The 21588-nt window shown below is 75.7% G+C and carries 23 protein-coding genes and 1 pseudogene; 5 read left to right on the forward strand and 19 right to left on the reverse strand.

The features are described 5' to 3' along the window. Together G5C62_RS12675 and G5C62_RS12680 are read left to right on the forward strand one after the other, a co-directional pair. Positions 1-206 (forward strand): annotated as a pseudogene (locus tag G5C62_RS12675) (alkaline phosphatase family protein); the annotation flags it as partial. After that, a complete protein-coding gene (locus G5C62_RS12680) occupies positions 203-967 on the forward strand; it encodes an endonuclease/exonuclease/phosphatase family protein (RefSeq protein WP_036339772.1) in 765 nt (254 codons plus the stop codon). The pseudogene G5C62_RS12675 and the gene G5C62_RS12680, both read left to right, overlap by 4 nt. Here G5C62_RS12680 and smc read toward each other — a convergent pair whose 3' ends face one another. The 12 genes from smc to G5C62_RS12740 form a co-directional block, all read right to left on the reverse strand. Beyond that, positions 968-4534 carry a chromosome segregation protein SMC gene (gene smc, locus G5C62_RS12685; protein ID WP_164701285.1) on the reverse strand — a complete coding sequence of 1189 codons (3567 nt, stop codon included), beginning with the start codon at positions 4532-4534 and terminating at the stop codon, positions 968-970. It lies immediately after the preceding gene. 123 nt (positions 4535-4657) lie between these two features. Further along, positions 4658-4849, reverse strand: coding sequence for a hypothetical protein (locus G5C62_RS12690; RefSeq protein WP_164701286.1), 192 nt, complete (start codon positions 4847-4849; stop codon positions 4658-4660). Between the two features lie 149 nt (positions 4850-4998). Next, entirely contained in the window at positions 4999-5274 is a 276-nt protein-coding gene (locus G5C62_RS12695; protein WP_036340434.1) for an acylphosphatase, read from the reverse strand. After that, a complete protein-coding gene (mutM, locus tag G5C62_RS12700) occupies positions 5271-6149 on the reverse strand; it encodes a bifunctional DNA-formamidopyrimidine glycosylase/DNA-(apurinic or apyrimidinic site) lyase (protein ID WP_036339954.1) in 879 nt (292 codons plus the stop codon). Before mutM ends, G5C62_RS12695 begins: the two co-directional genes overlap by 4 nt. A 3-nt stretch (positions 6150-6152) precedes the next feature. Continuing rightward, positions 6153-6971, reverse strand: a complete 819-nt coding sequence (rnc, locus tag G5C62_RS12705; protein WP_231558504.1) for a ribonuclease III — start codon at positions 6969-6971, stop codon at positions 6153-6155. A 16-nt stretch (positions 6972-6987) separates the two neighbouring features. Further along, entirely contained in the window at positions 6988-7167 is a 180-nt protein-coding gene (rpmF, locus tag G5C62_RS12710) for a 50S ribosomal protein L32 (protein ID WP_081975594.1), read from the reverse strand. Between the two features lie 2 nt (positions 7168-7169). Further along, positions 7170-7895: a DUF177 domain-containing protein gene (locus tag G5C62_RS12715; protein ID WP_164701287.1), complete on the reverse strand. Its 726-nt coding sequence runs from the start codon at positions 7893-7895 to the stop codon at positions 7170-7172. A gap of 143 nt (positions 7896-8038) precedes the next feature. Next, positions 8039-8728: a hypothetical protein gene (locus G5C62_RS12720; RefSeq protein ID WP_036339956.1), complete on the reverse strand. Its 690-nt coding sequence runs from the start codon at positions 8726-8728 to the stop codon at positions 8039-8041. Then, complete coding sequence (gene coaD / locus G5C62_RS12725; protein WP_036339958.1) at positions 8725-9210, reverse strand: pantetheine-phosphate adenylyltransferase; 486 nt, start codon at positions 9208-9210, stop codon at positions 8725-8727. The genes G5C62_RS12720 and coaD overlap by 4 nt, the downstream gene beginning before the upstream one ends. Further along, a complete protein-coding gene (gene rsmD / locus G5C62_RS12730; protein ID WP_164701288.1) occupies positions 9207-9761 on the reverse strand; it encodes a 16S rRNA (guanine(966)-N(2))-methyltransferase RsmD in 555 nt (184 codons plus the stop codon). Before rsmD ends, coaD begins: the two co-directional genes overlap by 4 nt. A gap of 61 nt (positions 9762-9822) precedes the next feature. Next, positions 9823-12012, reverse strand: coding sequence for an ATP-dependent DNA helicase RecG (recG, locus tag G5C62_RS12735; protein ID WP_164701289.1), 2190 nt, complete (start codon positions 12010-12012; stop codon positions 9823-9825). Positions 12013-12023: 11 nt separating this feature from the next. Next, positions 12024-13619 carry a DAK2 domain-containing protein gene (locus tag G5C62_RS12740; protein ID WP_164701290.1) on the reverse strand — a complete coding sequence of 532 codons (1596 nt, stop codon included), beginning with the start codon at positions 13617-13619 and terminating at the stop codon, positions 12024-12026. 221 nt (positions 13620-13840) lie between these two features. On the opposite strand from G5C62_RS12740, the gene rpmB reads away from it, so the two are divergent. Next, positions 13841-14032, forward strand: coding sequence for a 50S ribosomal protein L28 (gene rpmB / locus G5C62_RS12745; RefSeq protein WP_036339964.1), 192 nt, complete (start codon positions 13841-13843; stop codon positions 14030-14032). 151 nt (positions 14033-14183) lie between these two features. On the opposite strand, the gene G5C62_RS12750 is transcribed toward rpmB, so the two are convergent. Genes G5C62_RS12750 through G5C62_RS12760 form a run of 3 tightly spaced genes read right to left on the reverse strand, consistent with a single transcriptional unit; the run spans position 14184 to position 16325 of the window. Continuing rightward, the gene (locus G5C62_RS12750; RefSeq protein ID WP_036339966.1) at positions 14184-14810 is read right to left on the reverse strand and encodes an AAA family ATPase; all 627 of its coding nucleotides are present in this window, start codon (positions 14808-14810) and stop codon (positions 14184-14186) included. Further along, positions 14798-15301, reverse strand: a complete 504-nt coding sequence (locus G5C62_RS12755; protein WP_036339969.1) for a GNAT family N-acetyltransferase — start codon at positions 15299-15301, stop codon at positions 14798-14800. The genes G5C62_RS12750 and G5C62_RS12755 overlap by 13 nt, the downstream gene beginning before the upstream one ends. Further along, entirely contained in the window at positions 15285-16325 is a 1041-nt protein-coding gene (locus G5C62_RS12760) for a thiamine-phosphate kinase (RefSeq protein ID WP_052091585.1), read from the reverse strand. Before G5C62_RS12760 ends, G5C62_RS12755 begins: the two co-directional genes overlap by 17 nt. A gap of 122 nt (positions 16326-16447) precedes the next feature. Here G5C62_RS12760 and G5C62_RS12765 point away from each other — a divergent pair, with 122 nt between their 5' ends. Next, entirely contained in the window at positions 16448-16681 is a 234-nt protein-coding gene (locus G5C62_RS12765; RefSeq protein ID WP_014742398.1) for an Lrp/AsnC ligand binding domain-containing protein, read from the forward strand. Between the two features lie 5 nt (positions 16682-16686). Further along, a complete protein-coding gene (locus G5C62_RS12770; protein ID WP_231558505.1) occupies positions 16687-17304 on the forward strand; it encodes a DUF3515 family protein in 618 nt (205 codons plus the stop codon). 71 nt (positions 17305-17375) lie between these two features. Here the strand turns inward: G5C62_RS12770 and G5C62_RS12775 are convergent, their stop codons facing one another. The 4 genes from G5C62_RS12775 to G5C62_RS12790 are packed head-to-tail and all read right to left on the reverse strand — an operon-like array spanning position 17376 to position 21414. Further along, a complete protein-coding gene (locus G5C62_RS12775) occupies positions 17376-18032 on the reverse strand; it encodes a hypothetical protein (RefSeq protein WP_036339970.1) in 657 nt (218 codons plus the stop codon). Then, positions 18029-19207, reverse strand: a complete 1179-nt coding sequence (locus G5C62_RS12780; protein ID WP_164701291.1) for a D-alanine--D-alanine ligase family protein — start codon at positions 19205-19207, stop codon at positions 18029-18031. The genes G5C62_RS12775 and G5C62_RS12780 overlap by 4 nt, the downstream gene beginning before the upstream one ends. Before the next feature lie 10 nt (positions 19208-19217). Further along, positions 19218-20378, reverse strand: coding sequence for a cystathionine gamma-lyase (locus tag G5C62_RS12785; RefSeq protein ID WP_036339973.1), 1161 nt, complete (start codon positions 20376-20378; stop codon positions 19218-19220). A 40-nt stretch (positions 20379-20418) separates the two neighbouring features. Next, the gene (locus G5C62_RS12790) at positions 20419-21414 is read right to left on the reverse strand and encodes an NAD(P)H-dependent glycerol-3-phosphate dehydrogenase (RefSeq protein WP_036339975.1); all 996 of its coding nucleotides are present in this window, start codon (positions 21412-21414) and stop codon (positions 20419-20421) included. Between the last annotated feature and the right edge of the window lie 174 nt (positions 21415-21588).

Raw genomic sequence — 21588 nt, forward strand, 5'->3', positions numbered from 1 at the left:
GGGCGCTGACCGGCGGGCTGCGCGCGCTGGCCCGGGTGGAGGGCAGCCCGCTGCAGTGGCGGAAGCAGGCCGGGCCGTTCTTCGGCAACGAGCTGGGCGAGCTGGTGCTGGAGGGCCGGGACGCCCGGTTCCTGCTCTGGGCGACCAGGCGCGACGACGACGGCACCGAGCACTTCACCCAGGTGCTGGACACCCGGCTGTCATGACCGCGATCCGGCTGGTCAGCTTCAACGTCCACCACGGGGTGGGCGGTGACGGGCGGCACGACCTGCCCCGGCTCGCCCAGGTGCTGGCGGCCGCGGACGCCGACGTCGTCTGCCTGCAGGAGGTCGATCGGCACTTCGGCGACCGCAGCGAGCACGTCGACCAGGCACTCCTGCTGTCCCGCGCGCTGGACATGGAGCTGGCGTGGGGCCCCTCGATCGACGAGCCGGGCAGCAGCAGCGACCGTCGGCAGTACGGCAACGCGCTGCTGTCCCGGCTGCCGCTGCTGGGCTCCGAACTGCACCGGCTGCCCGGGCAGGGGGAGCCGCGCAGTGCGCTGCGCGCGCAGGTGCAGCTGGCCGGCGGGGCGCTGTGGGTGACCACCACGCACCTGTCCAGCCGGTCGGCGGACGACCGCGCCGTGCAGGCCGCCGCGGTCGCCGGGCTGCACGCCGACCCGGGGACGGCGGCCGTGCTGGTCGGCGACCTGAACGCCGACGCCACCGCCCCGGAGCTGGCGGCGCTGCGCGAGCACCTCCGCGACGCGTGGGAGCTGGCGGCCGAGCGCAGCGACCAGGCCGGGCGGTTCTCGCTGCACGCCCACCAGGGCCTGACCCACCCGGCCCGCCGTCCGCGGGTGCGGATCGACCAGGTCTGGGTGTCGGCGGGCGTGACGGTGACCGGCGCCCGGGTGCTGGACGGCGCCGGGGCGTCGGACCACCACCCCCTGCTGGTCGAGCTGGACGTGCCGGTGACCGGCTGATCAGGAGGCCTGCAGCTCGCGCAGCCGCTGGCTGATCACCCCGGTGATGCCGTCGCCGCGCATGCTCACGCCGTAGAGGGCGTCGGCGATCTCCATGGTCCGCTTCTGGTGGGTGATCACGATCAGCTGCGAGGTGTCCCGGAGCTGCTCGATCAGGGTGAGCAGCCGGCCGAGGTTGACGTCGTCCAGCGCCGCCTCGACCTCGTCCAGCACGTAGAACGGCGAGGGCCGGGCGCGGAAGATGGCGACGAGCAGCGCCACGGCGGTCAGCGACCGCTCGCCGCCGGACAGCAGGGACAGCCGCTTCACCTTCTTGCCCGGCGGCCTGGCCTCCACCTCCACGCCGGTGGTCAGCAGATCCTCCGGGTCGGTGAGGAAGATCCGCCCCTCGCCGCCGGGGAACAGCGTGGCGAAGACCTGCTCGAACTCCCGCTGGGTGTCGGCGAAGGCCTCGGCGAACACCTGGTGGATGCGGGCGTCGACCTCGCGGACCACGGTGAGCAGGTCACGGCGGGTGGCCTTGAGGTCCTCCAGCTGGGTGGCCAGGAAGGTGTGCCGCTCCTCCAGGGCCGCGAACTCCTCCAGCGCCAACGGGTTGACCTTGCCCAGCGCGGCGAGGTCCCGCTCGGCCCGCGCCGCCCGGCGCTCCTGCGCGCTGCGGTCGTAGGGCACCGGCTGGGGCTCGAGCTCCCCCGCCGCCTCGGCTGCGGCGAGCTGCGCCTGGGTCGGGGCCACCGGTGCGGCCGGCCCGTACTCGGCGAGCAGGGTCGGCAGGTCGACGCCGTACTCCTCGGCTGCCCGGGCCTCCAGCGCCTCGATCCGCAGCCGCTGCTCGGCGCGGGCCACCTCGTCGCGGTGCACCTCGTCGGTGAGCCGGTCGAGCTCCGCGGTGTGCTCGCGCACCCGGGCCCGGACCACCAGCAGCTCGGCCTCCCGCCCGGTGCGCGCCTCGGCCAGGGCATCACGTTCGGCGGCCGCGCGGGCGAGTGACGTCGCGAGGTGGGTGAGCGCGTCCTCGGCGCCGGCCCGCACCTCCGCGGCCACCCGGGCGCCCCGCGCACGGGCGACCCGGGCGGCGGCGGCCCGCTCGCGCGCGGCCCGCTCCTGCCGGGCCTGCCGGCGCAGCGACTCCGCCCGGCCGGCCAGCGACCGGGCCCGCTCCTCGGCCGTGCGCACGGCCAGCCGGGCCTCGGTCTCGGCCTGCCGGGCAGCGGTCGCCTCGGCGCGCAGCCGGTCGCGCTCGTCGGTGGCGGGTTCCTCCTCCATCGGCGCGGCCTCGGCCGCGGCCAGCCGCTCCTCCAGCTCGACCAGCCCGGCCACGGCCTGCTCGCGCGCCTGCTCGGCGCGCACCCGGGCGGCGTCCAGCCGCTCGGCCTCGGCCACGGCGGAGCGCGCCGCGGCACCGAGCTCGGCGAGCTCTGCGGCGGCCGCGGAGCGGGCCCGGTCGCCGGCCTGCCGGGCGGTGAGCGCGGCGTCGACGTCGGCCGAGCGGGCGGTGGCGGCCTCGCGGGCCCGGGCCAGCTCGTCGGCCAGCCGGACGGCGTGCGCGGCCGCCCGGTCGAGCTCGGCGGCGGCCTCGTCGACCCGTGCGCGCACCTCCAGCCCCGAGGGCGCGTTGGCCTGGCCGCCCACCGACCAGTCAGCGCCCAGCAGGTCACCGGTGTCGGTGACCGCCCGGACGCGGGGGTGGGTGCGCACGAGGGAGACGGCGGCCGGCAGGTCGGGGACGACGGCGACCCGCTCCAGCGCCCGGGCCAGCGCCGGCGCGAGCTCCGCAGGGGCATCGACCAGGTCGAGGGCCCAGCGGGCGCCGGCGGGCAGCTCGGGCCAGCCGTCCCGGGAGACCGCCGGGAGGCCACCGGTGACCAGCAGGCCCGCGCGACCCCCGTCGCTGCGGGCCAGGTGGGTGAGCACCGCGGCCGCCTGCTCCACCCCGGCGACCACGACGGCATCGGCCAGCCCACCGAGGGCGGCGGCCAGCGCGACCTCGGCCCCGGCCTGGACGCTCAGCCGGTCGGGCACCGGGCCCAGCACCCCGGGCAGGGCGGCGGCGAGCACCGCGGCGGCGCCGTCGGCCGGTGCCAGACCGAGGGCGAGGGCGTCCCGGCGCGCCTGCCAGCCGGCCCGGTCACGCTCGGCGGCGCGCTCGGCCGCGGCGAGCTCGGTGACCGTTCGGGCGGCCTCGGCGTGCGCGGTGACGGCGGCGGCGTGCGCGGCGGCCAGCCCCTCGTCCCCGCCGGCGTCGGCGCTCAGTTCGTCGCGCCGGGCGGTCAGCCGGTCGGTGGCGACCTCGGCCCGGTCGGCGGCCTCGGTCGCGGCAGCGGCCAGCCGCTCGATCTCGGCCTCCCCGGCCGCGGCGCGGGACCGCCCCGCGGCCACCTGCCCGGAGAGGCGGGCCAGCTGCTCCCGCCGGTCGGCCAGTGCCCGGGCGGCGGCGACCAGCGCACGCTCGGCCTCGGCCAGCGCCGTCTCGACCTCACCGCGGACGGCCACGGCGGTGTCCAGCCGGGCCCGCTCGGCCGCCAGGGAGGCGGCCAGCTCACGCTCGGTGGCGTCGACCCGGTCCGCCTCGGCGTCCAGCTGGTCAGGGTCCCGGCCACCGGGGGCGGCGGCGGGGACCGCAGCGAGGTGGCGGTGCCGCTCGGCGGCGAGCTGGGCGACGCTGCGGAACCGCTCGGCGAGCGTGGACAGCCGGAACCAGCTGTCCTGGGCGGCGGCCAGCACCGGGGCGTCGGCGGCGAGCTGCCGTTCCAGCGCCGACTCGCTGCCGGCGGCCTCGCCCAGCGCCGCCTCGACGGTGGCCCGCCGGGCGCGGGCCGCGGTCTCGTCGGCGATGTCGGCGTCCAGCGCGTCGCGCAGGTCGACCAGGTCGTCGGCGAGCAGCCGCAACCGGGCGTCGCGCAGGTCGGCCTGGACCCCGGCGGCGCGCCGGGCGACCTCCGCCTGCCGGCCCAGCGGCTTCAGCTGCCGGCGCAGCTCGGCGGTGAGGTCGCCGAGGCGGTCGAGGTTGGCCTGCATCGCGTCGAGCTTGCGGAGCGCCTTCTCCTTGCGCTTGCGGTGCTTCAGGACGCCGGCGGCCTCCTCGACGAAGGCCCGCCGGTCCTCCGGGCGACCGGACAGCACGGCGTCCAGCTGCCCCTGGCCGACGATGACGTGCATCTCCCGGCCGATGCCGGAGTCGCTGAGCAGCTCCTGGACGTCGAGCAGCCGCACCTTGTCGCCGTTGATCTCGTACTCGCTCTCCCCGGAGCGGTACATGCGGCGGGTGATCGAGACCTCGGTGTAGTCGATCGGCAGGGCGCCGTCGGAGTTGTCGATCGTGAGCGTCACCTCGGCGCGGCCCAGCGCCGGCCGGCCGGCGGTGCCGGCGAAGATGACGTCCTCCATCTTGCCGCCACGCAGGCTCTTGGCGCCCTGCTCACCGAGCACCCAGGCGATGGCGTCGACGACGTTGGACTTGCCCGAGCCGTTGGGCCCGACGACGGCGGTGATGCCCCGTTCCAGGCGCAGCGTCGTCGGCGACGCGAAGGACTTGAAGCCCTTGAGCGTCAGGCTGGACAGGTGCACGGTGGAGAGACTCCCGGGGAGGTACGACGTTCCTGCTCAGCGCAGGGCAGCCCCATCCTCACCCACGGCACGCCGATCACCCCTCCCGGTGTGCACGGGAGAGGTGGGTGGGACGGAGGTGGTCTAAGCGAGGACGGGGTCGGCCGACTCGTGGGCCATGGTGAGCAGCTCGCGGGCGATCGCCGCGTCCCGCTCCTCGCGGAGGGCGGCGAGCTGCGCCTCGAGCCGGCGCACCTGCGCCCGGAGGGCGGCGTTCTCCTCGGCTGCTCGAAGCTCGTGCGGAGCGACGACGGAACCGAACAGGGCCTTGGCCATGGCTCAGCGGCCTTTCACTGCAGGAGGGATGTCCCGTCGCACCGCCGGAGGGCGGTCTGCGCGGGCTGGCATCCTCAGGGTGACACCAGCCACGACCTGGGTCAACGGCAGCGCGGGGTCGTCACCGTGTCGGGGAGATGTCGCCTTCGTCACCTCACGGTGAAGTCCGGCACCCCGTGCACGTCCTCGTCCCGGTGCTCCACCGCGGTCACCGAACCCGGGGCACGCGGCCCGGAGAGCTCGGCGAGCACGACCCGCACGTCGTCGTCCGGCCCCTCGAGGACGACCTCCACCCGGCCGTCGGGCAGGTTCGTCGCGGACCCGGTCAGCCCGCGCGCGCTCGCCGTTTGGCGCACGAACCACCGGTAGCCGACGCCCTGCACCTGCCCGTCGACCAGCGCGACCACCCGCCGCGGCGTGCTCATCGGACCGAGCGGGCGCGCGGACGGGGCTGGCACTGCGGGCAGCTGTAGCTGGACCGGTTCATGAACGACTCCCGGCGGATCGGCGTGCCACACCGTGGACACGGGCGGTCCACCTGGCCGTACACGGCCAGGTGGCGGGAGAAGTACCCGCTCTGCCCGTTGACGTCGACGTAGAGCGAGTCGAAGGAGGTACCGCCCTGCGCCAGGCTCTCGCCGAGCACGTCGCGCACCCCCTCCAGCAGGTCGCTCACCTGGGCGCGGGTGAGCTTGTCGGTGGACCGGGCGCCGTGCAACCGGGCCCGCCACAGCGACTCGTCGGCGTAGATGTTGCCCACCCCGCCGATCAGCGTCTGGTCCAGCAGCGCCCGCTTGACCTCGGTGTGCCGGCGGCGGAGGGCGGCGCTGAAGGCGTCGACGTCGAACCCGGGGTCCAGGGGGTCGGTGGCGATGTGCGCCAGCCGCGCCGGGAGCCCGTCACCCGGGGCCTCCTCGACCGCCAGCCCACCGAAGGTCCGCTGGTCGACGAAGCGCAGTTCACGACCGCCGTCGGTGAACCGGAACCGGGCCCGCAGGTGCACCTCGTCGGGCTCGGCGGGCTTCTCCACCAGCAGCTGCCCGCTCATGCCCAGGTGGGCGACGAGGGCCCGCCCGGACGGTGCGCCGTCCGGCTCGGCCAGCGGCAGCCAGAGGTACTTGCCGCGACGGTGTGCGGCGGTGAGCGTCCGGCCGGTGAGCGCGGCGACGAAGTGCTCGGCGCCCTCCAGGTGCCGGCGCACCGCGCGGGGGTGGTGCACCTCGACCTGACGGATCGTCCGGCCGGCGACCCAGCGTTCCAGGCCCCGGCGGACGACCTCGACCTCAGGCAGCTCCGGCACGGCTCAGTCCCGCGTCGGTCCGCCGTCGGCCGACAGGGCGCGCCAGGCCGTCTCGGCGGCCTCCTGCTCGGCGGCCTTCTTCGTCTTGCCGGCCCCCGATCCGCGCACCTCACCGGCCAGCAGCACGGCGGCGGTGAAGGTCTTGGCGTGGTCGGGACCGTCGTCCTCCACCTCGTAGACCGGTGCGCCCAACCCCCGGGACGCGCCGAGCTCCTGGAGGCTGGTCTTCCAGTCCAGGCCCGCGCCACGGGTGGCCGACTCGGCCAGCAACGGGTCGAACAGCCGGTGCACGACCGCCGCCGCGGAGTCAAGCCCCTGACCGAGGTGGACGGCACCGATCAACGCCTCGAGCGCGTCGGCGAGGATCGAGTCCTTCTCCCGGCCGCCGGTGGCCTGTTCACCCCGGCCCAGCAGCAGATGCGGCCCGATGCCCCCCTCGCCGAGGGACCGGGAGACGCGGGCCAGCGAGGTCATGTTGACCACCGAGGCACGCAGCTTCGCCAGCTGCCCCTCGGGCAGGTCGGGGTGGCTGCGGTACAGCTCGTCGGTGACCACCAGGCCGAGCACCGAGTCGCCGAGGAACTCCAGGCGTTCGTTGGTCGGCAGCCCACCGTTCTCGTAGGCGTAGGACCGGTGGGTCAGGGCCAGCGCGAGCAGGTCACCGGAGAGCTCCAGGCCCAGCGCGTCGAGCAGCCAACGGGCCGCCCGTTCGGCGTGTGCGGCACCACCCGCGGGCGCACGGACACCGGCGTCCTGGGCCCCGGGCTCCCCGGGGAGGGAGCCCGGCACCGAGGACGCCGGTGCGCTGGTCGACTGCGCCACGCTGGAGCTGCGCAGGTCAGACCGAGAGGACCTGGCGACCGTCGTGCTGGCCGCAGGTGGGGCACGCCTGGTGCGGCGGCTTGAGCTCACGGCATGCCGCGTTGGGGCAGGGCGCCAGCGTGGGGGCCGTGGCCTTCCACTGCGACCGGCGAGCACGGGTGTTGCTCCGGGACATCTTCCTCTTCGGAACGGCCACGGTCAGTTCTCCTCTGGGTCGGTGCGGTGGGTGGACCCCGGCTGGGGTCCGGCCGCGCTGTCGGTCGGGTCGGCACTGTCGGCCGTCTCGGTGAACCGGGCTGCGAGCCCTGCCCACCGGGGGTCGAGCACCTCGTGGGAGTGGTCGGCAGGGAGGTCGTCGAGCCGCTCGCCGCACTCGACGCACAGGCCCGCGCAGTCGGGCCGGCAGGTGGGCGACAACGGCAGGGTGAGGACGACGGTGTCACGGACCAGCGGAGCGAGGTCGAGCCGGTCGCCGTCGATGCGGCGCACCTCGTCCTCGCCGCTGGTGGCCTCGGTGGTGCTGCCCGCGTAGGCGTACAGCTCCTGGACGTCGAGCGTCAGGGTGTCCTCGACCGGCTCGAGGCAGCGGGCGCACTGGCCGGTGACCGGAAGCTCGACCCGGCCGCTGACCAGGACGCCCTCCATCACCGACTCCAGGCGCAGGCGGAGCTCGACCGGCGCGCCCTGGGGGACGCCGATCATCTCCACACCCCAGCCGCTCAGGGCCGGGAGGGTCTTCTCCCACTCGCGCATCGAGCCGGCGCGGCGGCCGAGCTCCCGGAGGTCGATCCTCCAGGCCTTCTCGGCGGCCTTCTCGGCCGGCGTGGGGAGCGGCTTGTCGACGGGGTCGCCGACCGGACGCCGGACGTCGGTGGACGCAGCGTCGGAGGACGGCCCCGTGGAGCGCGCAGAGGAAGGAGGCATGTCGGTACTCGTCGTCGTCGATGGTGGGGGCGCCGGCGCGGGGCCCACGCCGGACGGGCACGCGGGACGGCAGCAGCCGGACAGACGTCCAGCCTACCCGATCCCCCGGTCCGCCCTTCCCGGTTAGGGGGTGGGCGGAACGGTCACGGGCTGCGGAGGTTGTCCCGGGCCTTCTCCACCGAACGCGCCATGTGCGCCAGGGTGTTCCCGAAGTCGGCCAGCCGGCTGTCGACGTAGTCGTCGACCTCGGCCCGCATCCGGGCCACCTCGGCCACGGTCTGGGCACCGAGCTCGTCGGCCCGGTCGACCGCGGTGCGGTACACCTCGGTCTCGGTGAGCAGTCGCTCGTGCTCGGCCTGGCCGGCGGCGATCAGCTCGGCGCGCTGCTCCTGCCCGTCCCGGACCAGCTGGTCGCGCAGCCGGCGGCCCTCGGCGAGCAGCTCCTCGGCCTCCTCCTCCGCGCTGGCGAGCAGCTCGTCGGCCTGGGCCTGCGCCTGGGTGAGGATCTCGTCCCGCTGCCGACGGGCGGTGCCGACCAGCTCCTCCCGCTGCCGGCGGGCGGCCACGACGACCTGCTCGCTCTCGCTGCGGGTGCGGCCGGTGAGCCGCTCGGCCTCGGCCTGGGCCTGCTGCAGGATCTCGGCGCGCTGCTCGACGATCGCCCCGGCCTGCTGGACCTCCTCGGGGAGGTTCTCCCGGAGGTCGTCGAGCAGGTCGAGCAGGTGGTCGCGCGGCACCATGCAGGAGCTGGACATCGGCACGCTGCGGGCGTTCTCGATGACCGTCGTCAACTCGTCGACGGTCTCGTAGAGCCGGTACACGACCTCCGTCACGACTGCCTTCCCTTCGTCTGCGCCACCAGCCGGTCGTTGACCGCCTTGGGGACCAGGGACGACACGTCGCCGCCGAAGCGGGCGATCTGCTTGACCAGGCTGGAGGACAGGTGTCCGACCTGCGGTGCGGTGGGCACGAACAGCGTCTCGACCGCGGCGAGCTCACGGTTCATCTGGGCCATCTGCAGCTCGTACTCGAAGTCACCGACGGCCCGCAGGCCCTTGACGATGACCGGGATCTGGTTGGCCAGGCAGTAGTCGACGAGCAGGCCCTCGAAGCTGTCGACCGTGACGTTGGGCAGGTCGACGACCGCCTCGCGCAGCAGCGACATCCGCTCGTCGACGTCGAACAGGCCCGCCTTGCCCGGGTTGACCAGCACCGCGACGACCAGCTCGTCGTACAGGCCGGAGGCGCGCGCGATCACGTCGACATGGCCGTTGGTGACCGGGTCGAACGAACCGGGACAGACCGCTCGCCTCACGACAAGCGACCGTACCGGAGCACCGCCTCTCCGTACCGCCGATCACGCAGTCCGTCGAAGGGTGTCGGCCACACGAAGGGGTGGTCGCGACTGGACCGCTCCACCACGACGACGGCGTCCGGGGCCAGCCAACCCCCGTCGACCAGCGAACCGAGCACGCCCAGCACCTCCTCGTCGGGGGTGGAGTAGGGCGGGTCGGCGAACACCAGGTCGAAGGCGGCCGGGGGCTGACCCCCGACGACCGTCGGCACGCTGCCGGGCAGCACCACGGCACCGGGCAGACCCACGGCGGCGATGTTGGCGCGCAGCACCGGCAGCACCCCGCCCCCGGACTCGACGAAGACCGCCTCCGCCGCCCCACGCGACAGCGCCTCCAGCCCGAGCGCACCGGAGCCCGCGTAGAGGTCGAGCACCCGGGCGCCCTCGACGTCCAGCAGCGACCCGAGGGAGTTGAACAGGCCCTCCCGGGCGCGGTCGCCGGTGGGCCTGACCCCGGTGCGGGGGACCTTGAGCCGGCGGCCACCCGCGACCCCTGCGATCAGCCGCGTCATGCCCTCGGCCCCCTGCAGGGGCCCGCCACGAGCTCGCGAGTGGTGGGGGGCAGGGGGTCCTTCACGCCTTCTCCAGGTAGGTGGCGCGCTCGTCCAGGGCCAGGGCGGCGACGGCGGCGGCCAGCTCGGGGTGGTCGGCGAGGCCGCGGCCCTGCTCGACCAGCGCCGTGGCCTCCACCCTGGCCTCGGCGATGAGCGCCTCGTCGTGCAGCAGGGACAGCAGCTTCACGTTCGAGCGACGGCCGGACTGGGCCGCGCCGAGGACGTCGCCCTCCCGGCGGGTCTCCAGATCGAGCCGGGCGAGGGCGAAGCCGTCGGTGGTGGAGGCGACCGCGGCCAGCCGCTGCCCGGTCGGTGAGGTGCTGGGTGCCTCGGTGACCAGCAGGCACAGCCCGGCGTGCTTCCCGCGGGCCACCCGGCCGCGCAGCTGGTGCAGCTGGCTGACGCCGAACCGGTCGGCGTCCATCACCACCATGACCGTGGCGTTGGGCACGTCGACCCCGACCTCGACCACGGTGGTGGCGACCAGGACATCGACCTCTGCGGCGGCGAAGGCGCGCATCCGGGCCTCCTTCTCCTCCGGTGGCATCCGGCCGTGCAGCACCTCCACCCGCAGCGACGACAGCGGGCCGGCGCGCAGCCCCTCGGCGACGTCGAGCACCGCGAGCGGCGGGCGCTTGTCGCTGGTCCCACCCTTCTCCTCCGGTGGCGGCGCGCCGTCCGCGTCGTCCGGCCCGTCGTCGCCCTTGCCGCCGTCCTCGAGGTCGCCGATCCGGGGGCACACGACGTAGACCTGCCGGCCGGCCGCCACCTCCTCGCGGACCCGCGCCCAGGCGCGGTCCAGCCAGGCCGGCTTCTCCCCCAGCGGGACGACCGAGCTGGACACCCCGCCACGGCCGGCCGGGAGCTGACGCAGCGTGGAGGTCTCCAGGTCGCCGTAGACGGTCATCGCCACGGTGCGCGGGATCGGGGTGGCGGTCATCACCAGCACGTGCGGCGGCTTCGTGCCCTTGGCGCGCAGCGCGTCCCGCTGCTCCACCCCGAACCGGTGCTGCTCGTCGACGACGACCAGCCCCAGGTCGGCGAACTCGACGCCCTCCTGCAGCAGTGCGTGGGTGCCCACGACGATGCCGGCGCTGCCGTCGGCGACCGCGGCCCGCGCCTCCCGGCGGACGGCGGCCTTCTGCGAACCGGTGAGCAGCACCACCCGGGTGCCGGTCGGGTCCCCGTCGAGCTCCCCGGCACGCCCCAGCGGGCCCAGGATCGCCGCCAGGCTGCGGGCGTGCTGGGCGGCGAGCACCTCGGTGGGGGCGAGCAGCGCGGTCTGCCCACCGGCGTCGACGACCTGCGCCATCGCCCGCAGCGCGACCACCGTCTTGCCCGACCCGACCTCGCCCTGCAGCAGCCGGTTCATCGGCTGCTCGCGGGCCAGCTCGGCGGCCAGCTCCTCGCCGACCTCGCGCTGGCCGTCGGTCAGCGAGAACGGCAGGGCGGCGTCGACCGCGTCCAGCAGCCCACCGCTGCGCGGTGGCCGGGCGATCCCCGGCTCGAGTGCGGCGGCCCGGCGGCGGGCGGCCAGCGTCGCCTGCAGGACGAGCGCCTCGTCCCACTTGAGCCGCTCGTCGGCCTCGTCGACCTGCTCCTGGCTCTCCGGCCGGTGCTTCTGCCGCAGCGCCGTGGCCAGGTCGACCAGGCCGTGCCGCTCGCGGACGGATGCCGGGATCGGGTCGTCGAGGAGCTGCTCCAGCGAGCGGGCGTCGTCCATCAGCAGCTTGACCGACTTCTGGACCACCCAGCTCGAGACGTCCTTGCTCGCCGGGTAGAGGGGCACCATCGCCCGCGCCCAGTCGTCGTCGTCTCCGGTGATGATGTGGCAGTCGGGGTGGGTGAACTGCTTGTCGCCCCGCCACAGCCCCACGGTGCCGGCGAACAGCCCCCACTCGCCGACGTCGAGGTGCGCGTGCCGGTTGTTGAAGAAGACCAGCCGCATGCTGCCCGCGCCGTCGCCGACGGTCACCTCGGTGAGCGTCCCGCGGCGCTGCTGCATCCGCCGGGTGCTCACGCTCTTCACCTGGGCCAGCACGGTCACCCGGTCGCCGACCTCCAGGCCGTCGAGCCGGGTCATCTCCCCGCGCCGGGCGTAGCGGCGGGGGTAGTGCCGCAGCAGGTCGCGCACCGTGTGCAGGGCCAGCTGCTCGGCCATGACCTTCGCCGTCTTCGGGCCGAGCACCCGGGTCAGCGGGGTGTCCATGGAGATGGCCACTACTCGACGCCGATCAGCAGGGGCACCGCCCCGGCACCGCCGGGGTACCGGACGACCTCGACCGTCGGGTGCACCGCCGAGAGGTGGGCACACACCGCATCGCCGAGCGCGGGCTCCTCCCCCACGACGACGGTGGCCATCTCCCCGCCCGCCGACAGCAGCCGGTCCAGCAGGTCCCGGGCGACGGTCACCGGGTCGGCACCGATCACGACGACGTCGCCCTCCGCGCTGCCCAGCACGTCCCCGGGAGCGCAGCGGCCGGCCGAGGTCAGCGCCTCCTGCTCGGCGACGGTCACCTCTGCCCACCGGGTCGCGGCTGCGGCCTCGGCCATGGCGATGACGTCGTCACCGAACCGACGGGCCGGGTCGGCGACGGCGAGCGCCGCGAGGCCCTGCACGGCCGACCGGGTGGGGACGACCACGACGTCCCGGCCCTCCTCGCGGGCCCGGTCGGCGGCGCGGGCGGTGACCGCGGTGACCTCCCAGTGGTTGGGCAGCACGACGACCTGCTCGGCCCCGGTGTCCAGCACCGCCTGCAGGACGGCGTCCTCGTCGACCGCGTCGACCGGCGCGGTCAGCACGGTGACCCCCTCGGTGCCGAAGAGCTCGGCGAGCCCGGCGGAACAGGCCAGGGCGAGGACGGCGCGCGCCCCTGCGGCGGCGGCCGGCGCCCGCACCGGCGCCAGCGGGGTCACCGAGATCCGGTGCGGCCGACCTGCCTCGATGCCCGCCTCCACCGCCGCGCCGACGTCGCTCACGTGGACGTGCACGTTCCACTCCCGGCCGTCCGGGGTGTCGACCCCGACGACCACCAGGCAGTCGCCCAGCTCGGCCAGCCGGGCCTGCAGCCGGGCGACGGCCGCGTCGTCGGAGTCGGCGAGCAGGAACTGCACCTCGCTGCCCGGCCCCGGCGCGGGGGCGGCCGGCACCGACCACCGGCGAGGGCGGGCGGGCCGCCCGTCCAGCGGCGCGCGGGCCGGCGTCGTGCCGGTGACCGTGCCGACCAGCGCGTCGAGCACCAGACACCAGCCGGCACCCCCGGCGTCGACCACCCCGGCGTCGCGCAGCGCGGCCAGCTGGCCGGTGGTCGCCCGCAGCGCGGTGAGCGCGCCCTCGGCTGCTGCCCGGACGACGTCGGCCAGTGCGGTCTGCCCCTCGGCGACGGAGCCCGTGGCCGCGTCGGCGCCGGCCCGGGCCACGGTGAGGAAGGTGCCCTCCGCCGGATCGGCGACCGCGGCGTAGGCGGCGCCGGCGGCCGCGGCCAGCGCATCGGCGAGCACCGGCCCGTCGACGCGTGGGGCGCCGGCCAGCCCGTCGGCGAGGCCGCGCAGCAGCTGCGCCAGGATCACCCCGGAGTTGCCCCGGGCGCCCAGCACGGCGCCGCGCGCCAGCACGGTCCACGCGGACTCGGTGCCGTCGGCGCTGGTCAGCGCCGCGTCCCCGGCCTGGGCCGTCATCAGCAGGTTGGTGCCGGTGTCGCCGTCGGGGACGGGGAAGACGTTCAGCTCGTCGAGCCGGCCGCGCGCTCGGGTCAGCGTGTCGACGACGGCGGAGCTCCACCGGCCGACCGCGGCCTCGTCCAGCGCCTCCAGCACGTGCCGGAGGGTACCGGGGCCCACCGACACGACCCGGCGCCCAGGACCTCCCGCTGCCGCCTCTGCCCCCGGGGACGGGGCGGTCCGACACGGCACGAGAGCACCGGCTACAGTGGTCTCCAGTTGTGCGTGGCTGGACCATGCCCTGGGCTCTCGCCCCGGGTCTCCGCCGAGCACGCGACCTGACTTCAGCTGGACCAATTCTCTGGGAGTGATCGACCGTGGCTGCCGTGTGCGATGTGTGTGGCAAGGGCCCCGGTTTCGGCATGTCGGTGTCGCACTCGCACCGCCGCACGCCGCGCCGTTGGAACCCGAACATCCAGTCCGTCCGCGCCGCGCTGACCGGCGGTGGCCGCCAGCGCATGAACGTCTGCACCTCGTGCATCCGCGCGGGCAAGGTCGCTCGGGCCTGAAGGAACACCCCCTCCTCCGCACCCCTCGCACGCTCGGGGTGAGCTGGACGGGGCCGGGACCCTGCAGGGGGCCGGCAGACCAGGCGCGACTGAGTTGACAAGACCCCGGAGGTCCGAGGACCTCCGGGGTCTTCTCACGTCCCGGGTCGGCTCAGCGGCCGATCCCGCGGGCCCGGGCCGCGGTCACCACCAGGTCGACGACGGTGGCGTGCGGCAGCGCCGTGCTGTCCACCACCAGGTGGTAGTGCCGGGCCTCCGCCGGATCGCAGCGGTAGAAGTGCCGCACGTACGCCGTCCGGGCGGCGTCGGAGGCCTCCTGCTCCCGGCGCACCTCCTCGACGGGCAGGTCCAGGTGCTCGACCGCGGAGGCCAGCCGGCGCTCCGGCGGGCCGTCCAACCGCACGTGCAGGACGTCGGGCCGGTCGTGCAGCACCATCGCCCCCGCCCGCCCGAGGACGACGCCCCCCGGGCCGGCGGCGATCTCGGTCAGCACCCACTCGGTCTGCTGCCGGTAGGCCCGCTCGTCGGGCAGCGACCCGGTGGGCAGCACCCCGCCCACCGGGTCGGGCATCGTGCCCAGCGAGCTGACCAGCCGCCACAGCCCGCGGGTGATGGTCTCGTCGTTGGCCTCGGCCTCGGCCACCGGCACCCCGAGCCGACCCGCCACCTGCGCCGGGATGACCCGGTCGTGGAAGGGCAGGCCGAGCCGCTCGGCGACGGCCGGGGCGATCTCCGCGCCGCCGGCGCCGAAGGACGCCGAGAAGGTCACGACGCCCATGCGTCCTCCTCCGGCTCGGGCCGGTCGGCGGCCAGCTCCTTGCCGAGGAAGACCGCCTCGGGCGAGTCCGCGTAGATGCCGTAGCCGGCCACGGGGTGGTACCCCGCCCGGTCGTAGAGCGCCAGGGCCTCGGGCTGCCGGTCACCGGAGTTCAGCAGCAGCCGCTCGTGCCCGGCTGCAGCCGCGGTGCGCTCCAGCTCGGCCAGCAGCAGCGCGGCCAGCCCGCGGCGCCGGAAGCCGGGCTCGACGTACATCCGCTTGAGCTCGGCGACCCCGTGCCCGTGCGCCCGCCAGCCGCCGCAGCCGGCCGGCACCCCGTCGACCTCGGCGACCAGGAACAGCCCCAGCGGCGGGGAGAACTCCGCCGGGTCCACCACCGCGGCGTCCCGGCCGCCGTACCGGACGACGTACTCCTGCTGCACCCGCTCGATCAGGTGCTGGGCCACCGGGTCGGCGTACCCGACGGCGCGCAGCTCAGCCGAAGTGGACATGCCCCGCCCCCTCCCCCAGTTCCTCGGCCACCCGGCTCGCGGGCACCCCGTCCACCTGCACGCCGGGCCCGGCGTCGCCCGGCTCGTGCACCGCGCCGACGACCGTCCAGCCGTCCGGCAGGTCCACCCCGGCCGGGAAGGTGGCCACCAGCGCGTGGTCCTCACCGCCGGTCAGCACCCAGGCCATCGGGTCACCGCCCAGCGCCGCCGCGACCTGCGGGAGCGGTCCGGCCGGGTCGACGAACGCCTGCTGGAGTGCGGCCCGGTCCAGCTCGATCAGCACCCCGCTGTCGGCGGCCAGGTGACCGGCGTCGGCGAGCAGCCCGTCACTGGTGTCGCACATCGCGGTCGCCCCGGCGTCCGCGGCGGCCGGGCCGGCGGCGTAGGGCGGGGTCGGCCGGCGGTGCGCACGGACCGCGGCGATCGGCGAGGAGAAGCCCCGGCGCAGCACGGCCAGCCCGCAGGCCGACCAGCCCAGCCGTCCGGCGACCGCGACGACGTCCCCGGGCCGGGCACCGCTGCGCAGCACCGGGGCCCGACCACCCAGGTCGCCCAGCGCCGTCACCGACAGCACGACGGCCTGCGAGTCCGGCGCGCTCGCCGAGGTGTCCCCACCCACCACGGCCGCACCGAAGGGGGCGCACTCCGCGGCCATCCCGACGGCGACTCCCTCCAGCCAGCCGGCCGGGGTGTCCGCCGGGCAGGCGAGCCCGACCAGCAGGGCGGTCGGCACCGCTCCCATGGCGGCGACGTCGGCCAGGTTGGCCGCCGCCGCCTTGTGCCCGACGTCCTCGGCCGAGGACCAGTCGCGGCGGAAGTGTCGCCCCTCCACCAGGACGTCGGTGCAGGCCACCACCCGACCGTCGGGGGTGCGCAGCACCGCGGCGTCGTCACCGGGGCCCACGTCGGCCACCGCAGCGGCACCGGAGCGGGCCACGACCCGGTCGATGAGGGCGAACTCCCCGATCGCGCCGACGCTGTCGTCCGGGTCGGGCCGGAGGCCCAGGGGGCGGGGCCGAGTCATCGGTCACTCCCCCCGACTGGGGTACGTTGCCGATCGGCCCGCTGCTCGGCAGGCCGGTCGCACCCCCAGCCGTTGCCGACGTGCCAGCCGGCGTCGAGGCACTGCCCGAGGAAGGTCAACCCGTGGTCCACGCCTACATCCTGATCCAGACCGAAGTCGGCAAGGCAGCCGCGGTCGCCGCGAGCATCAGCGAGATCGCCGGCGTGACCAAGGCCGAGGACGTCACCGGCCCCTACGACGTCATCGTGCGGGCCGAGGCGAACACCGTCGACGAGCTCGGCCGGCTCGTGGTGGCCCGGGTGCAGTCCGTCGACGGCATCACCCGCACGCTGACCTGCCCCGTCGTCAACCTCTGAGCCGCTTGAGCACCCCCGCCCCCGACCAGCCCGCCGCGCCGCCTCCCGACCCGTTGCGGCGGGCGGCGCTGATCGCCACCGCCGTCCTGGTGCCACTGGTGGTCGTCCTGCTGGTGCTGGTCAACGTGGTCGGCCGCGGCACCGACGCCGAGGACGAGCCGGGCGCGGTCGCGGAGATCTCCGGCACGACCTCGGCGCCGCGCGCCGACCTGCCGGCGCTGCCCGTCGACACCCCGCCGATCACCCCGGAGGCCGACCTGGCCTGCCCGGCGCTGATGGGCCAGCTGCCGCTCGACCTGGCCGAGGAGACGTCGCGCCCGGTCGACTCCGACAGCCCGTTCGCCTACGCCTGGGGCGACCCGGCGACCGTGCTGGTCTGCGGCGCCGAACCACCGGCCGGCTACGTGGTAGGGGGCCCGCAGACACTCGTGGTCTCCGGCGTGGAGTGGTTCGTCGACACCACCGACCCCGACGTCTACGTGTGGACGACGGTCGACCGCAACGTCCCGGTCCAGGTGCGCGTGCCGGCCAGCTCCGACAGCGCCGCCCCCACCGCGCTGAGCCCGCTCATCGCCGGCTCGATCCCCTACACCGAGCCGACCCCGGCACCACTGCCCGACTGAAGAAGGACCCCCGTGCCCCCCGCCACTCGCAAGCTCGCGGCGGGACCCTGCACGGGGGCCACCGTGCCGCTTCAGCCGGCCGGGAGCCGGTCGAGCTGCGCGGTGGTGACCGCCTCCAGCTCGCGGCGCGCCTCCTCCTCGGTGTCGGCGACGGCGGCGACCGCGACGGTGAAGACCCCGGCGGAGCACCAGGCGAAGACCGCCGGGCCGGCCATCCGGTGCTGGGGAGCCGGGTCGTCCTGGGCGAGCAGCACGCAGTCGTCCGGCAGCCCCGCCGGGGAGCGGTCCAGCACACCGCCGTAGTGCTCGGCGTCGTTGCGAGCCAGGTCGTCGGCGTAGGTGACGGCGCCGGACGGGTCGGCGAACTGGTCGAGGAAGACGCTGGTCAGCTCCTCCTCCGACCGCCAGAAGCGCTCCCAGCCGCGGGTGTACCCGTAGTCGGCGAGCACCTCCTGCTCGCGCTGCGCGTCCTGCCCGTAGCGGGCGACGTCGTCGATCGTCTTCTCCCCCGCCGGCGGGACCAGCTCGTCGTCGGGCACCCGCGGCAGCCCGGACGGGACGTCGTCGACCAGCAACGCCTCCAGCTCGGCCGGGCTGGCCGGGGTCGCCGCCGTCGTCGCGGCCTGCGGTGCCGGCACGGCCTCCGAGGACGAGCAGCCGGCACACACCGGGGCGACCAGCAGCAGCACTGCGGCCGTGGCGCGAGGCAGCAGCCGCCGCGAGGTCATCCGGCGCCCAGCACGGCGCCGTCCGGCGAGACGGTCGCGGCCGGGCTGGTGACCGGCAGCTGCCCGGCCAGGGCACCGGCCACCAGCCGGTCGACCAGTTCCGGGTAGCTCACCCCGGAGGCGGCCCACACCTGCGGGAACATCGACGTCGGGGTGAAGCCGGGCATGGTGTTCACCTCGTTGACCACCAGCCGGTCGGCTCCTGTGTCGGGGTCGGTGCCGAGGAAGAAGTCGACCCGGGCAAGACCGCGGCAGTCCAGCGCCAGGTAGGCACGCCGGGACACGTCCTGGATCCGGGTGACCTGCTCGGGCGTCAGGTCGGCGGGGACGTCGATGTCGACGGCCCCGTCGACGTACTTGACGCTGAAGTCGTACCAGTCGGTGCCGGGCCGGAGCCGGATCTCCGCCGGCACGCTGGCCTCGGGCGGCCCGGAGCCGGGCGCGGCGAGCACGCCGCACTCGATCTCCCGGCCGGGCACCGCGGCCTCGACCACGACCTTCGGGTCGACCGCGGCCGCCGTCGCGACGGCGGCCGGGAACTGCGCCCAGTCGGTGACCTTGGTGATGCCGATGCTGGAGCCGGCGCGGGAGGGCTTGACGAAGACCGGCAGACCCAGCCGCTCCCGGGCCGCCTGGTCCAGCACGGTCGGGTCGGGGCAGACCGCACCGTCCGCGTCGCGGAGCACCACGTGGTCACCCTGCGGGATGCCCGCCGCGGTGAGCAGCTTCTTGGTGAACTCCTTGTCCATCGAGGCGGCGCTGGCGAAGACCCCGGAGCCGACGTAGGGCAGCCCGGACATCTCCAGCAGGCCCTGGATGGTGCCGTCCTCCCCGTAGGCGCCGTGCAGCACCGGGAAGACGACGTCGACCTCGGTGAGCCGGCCGATCGCCTGCCCGGCGTCCAGCACCGCCAGCCCGCGGCCGGCCGGGTCGCCCACCAGCGACACCGCGGTGCCGTCGGTGACCTCGGGCAGCTGTCCGCCGTCGATGGCCAGGGCCTTGCCGTCGTGCAGCAGCCAGCGGCCGTCCCGGGTGATGCCGACCGGCACCACCTCGTACCGCTCCGGGTCCAGCGCGGCGAGCACGCTCCCGGCCGACACGCAGGAGATCGCGTGCTCCGCGCTCCGCCCGCCGAAGACGACAGCGACCCTGGTCCTACGCGCCTTCCCGGTCATCGCGCCGACCCTAGCCGAGGGTCCCGAGCGCGGAAGTCAGGTCGGCCACCAGGTCGGCGGTGTCCTCGATGCCGCAGGAGAACCGCACGAAGCCGGCCGGGACGGCGTCCCCGCCCCACTGGGCCCGCCGGTCGACCGTGGTGTGGATCCCGCCGAAGCTGGTCGCCGCCGCGACGAGCCGGCTGCTGCGCACCAGCTGCGCCACGGCGGCCTCGTCGGCGAGCTCGGCGGACACCACGCCGTTGGGGCGCAGCATCTGCCGGGTCGCCAGCGCGAACGACGGGTCCTGCGGCCGCCAGGGCCACCGGACGCCAGTGACCGCCGGGTGAGCGGCCAGCAGCTCCGACAGCGCCGCGGCGTTGGCGGCCTGCCGGGCCAGCCGCAGGTCCAGGGTGCCCATGGACCGGTGGGCCAGCCACGCCTCGAACGCCCCGGGGGTGTTGCCGGTGGTCTTGCGCCACGCGGCGATCCGGGTGTGCAGCTCCCGGCCGCGCTCGGTGCGGGCCGTGCTGACGTGCCCGAGCAGCACGTCGCTGTGCCCGGTCAGGGCCTTGGTGTCCGAGCCCACGGTGACGTCCGCCCCCAGGGCCAGCGGGCGCTGGCCGATCGGCGAGGCCGTGGTGTTGTCCACCACCAGCAGCGCACCCGCCGCCTGGGTGGCCCGGGCGACGGCGACGATGTCGCAGACGTCCAGCTGCGGGTTGCTGGGGGTCTCCAGCAGCACCAGCCGGGCGCCGTCGAGGTCCCCGCGGGCGGCGACGTCCTCGATCTCCAGGGTGGGCACCAGCTGCACCTGGACACCGAAGCGGGCCAGCTCGTCGCGGGCGAGCACCCGGGTGGCGTAGTAGCCGTCCGACGGCAGCACGACCCGGTCGCCGGGGCCGACCAGTGCCAGGACGGCGGAGCTGATCGCCGCCATGCCGGTGGCGAAGGACAGGCAGTCGCCGCCGTCGAGCTCGCCGACCGCACGTTCGAACACCCGCAGCGTCGGGTTGTCCGGGCGGGCGTAGCCGTCGGCGCCCTGCCAGCCGGGGGCCTCGTCCCCGAGGTGGTACGGCGCGGCGAAGACCGGCGACGGCCGGAGCGGGGTGCCCGGCACCGCCGGGTCGTCACCGGCGTGGACCAGCCGGGTGCCGTCGCCGAGGTCGGCGGGCAGGTCAGGAGTGGTCACGGACGGTCCTCCACGGGTGTGCGACGGCGCCCCCGGGGAGCTACTCCGGCTTGGCCTCTCGGGACATCATCTCGCGCACCATCTGGGCGGCGGACTCGCCCTCGTGGCAGACCCGGACCACCGCCTCGGTGATCGGCACGTCGACCCCGTGCGCGCGGGCCAGGTCCAGCACCGAGCGGCAGCTCTTCACGCCCTCGGCGGTCTGCCGGGTGATCTGCTCCACCTCGGCGACGGACATGCCCTGCCCGAGGTGCTCACCGAAGGTGCGGTTGCGCGACAGCGGTGAGGAGCAGGTGGCGACCAGGTCGCCCAGCCCGGCCAGCCCGGCGAAGGTGGTCACGTCGGCGCCGAGGGCGATGCCCAGCCGGGCGGTCTCGGCGAGACCGCGGGTGATCAGCGAGGCGCGCGTGTTGTCCCCGAAGCCGAGGCCGGCGGCGACCCCGCAGGCCAGCGCGATGACGTTCTTGACCGCGCCGCCCAGCTCGCAGCCGACCAGGTCCGGGTTGGTGTACGGCCGGAAGTAGCGGGTGTGGCAGGCCGCCTGCAGCGCCGCGGCCCGGTCGTCGTCGGAGCAGGCGATCACCGTGGCCGAGGGCTGCTCCTCGGCGATCTCCCGGGCGAGGTTGGGCCCGGACAGCGCCGCCACCCGGTCGGCACCGGCGCCGGTGACCTCGCGGATCACCTCGCTCATCCGCTTGGTCGTGCCGAGCTCGACGCCCTTCATCAGCGACAGCAGCGAGGAGTCGGCGGGCAGCAGCGGCGCCCAGTCGGTGAGGTTGGCCCGCAGCGTCTGGCTGGGCACGGCCAGCACGACGACCTCGGCACCGTCGAGCGCCTCGGCCGCGTCACCGGTGGCGCGCACCGCGTCGGGCAGCCGCACCCCCGGCAGGTAGTCGGCGTTCTCCCGGCTCGCGGTGATCGTCGCGGCCAGCTCGGGACGGCGGGCGTGCAGCGTCACCGAGCACCCGGCGTCGGCGAGCACCTTGGCGAAGGTGGTGCCCCAGGAGCCGGCGCCCAGCACCGCGGCGCGGGTCATGCGGCCGCCCCGGCGCGCGGGGTGGGCACGGTGGCCGTGCGTGGCGACAACTGCTCGGACACCGGGCCCCTTCCGTCTCGTGGCCCGCCGGCGCTGCACCGGCGACCCGGCCCATGATCGTGCCCTCCGGCCCGGAGCGGCCCGCACGCGGCCCCGGGGTGTCGGGCGTCGTCG

This window comes from Modestobacter sp. KNN46-3 (assembly GCF_011039295.1).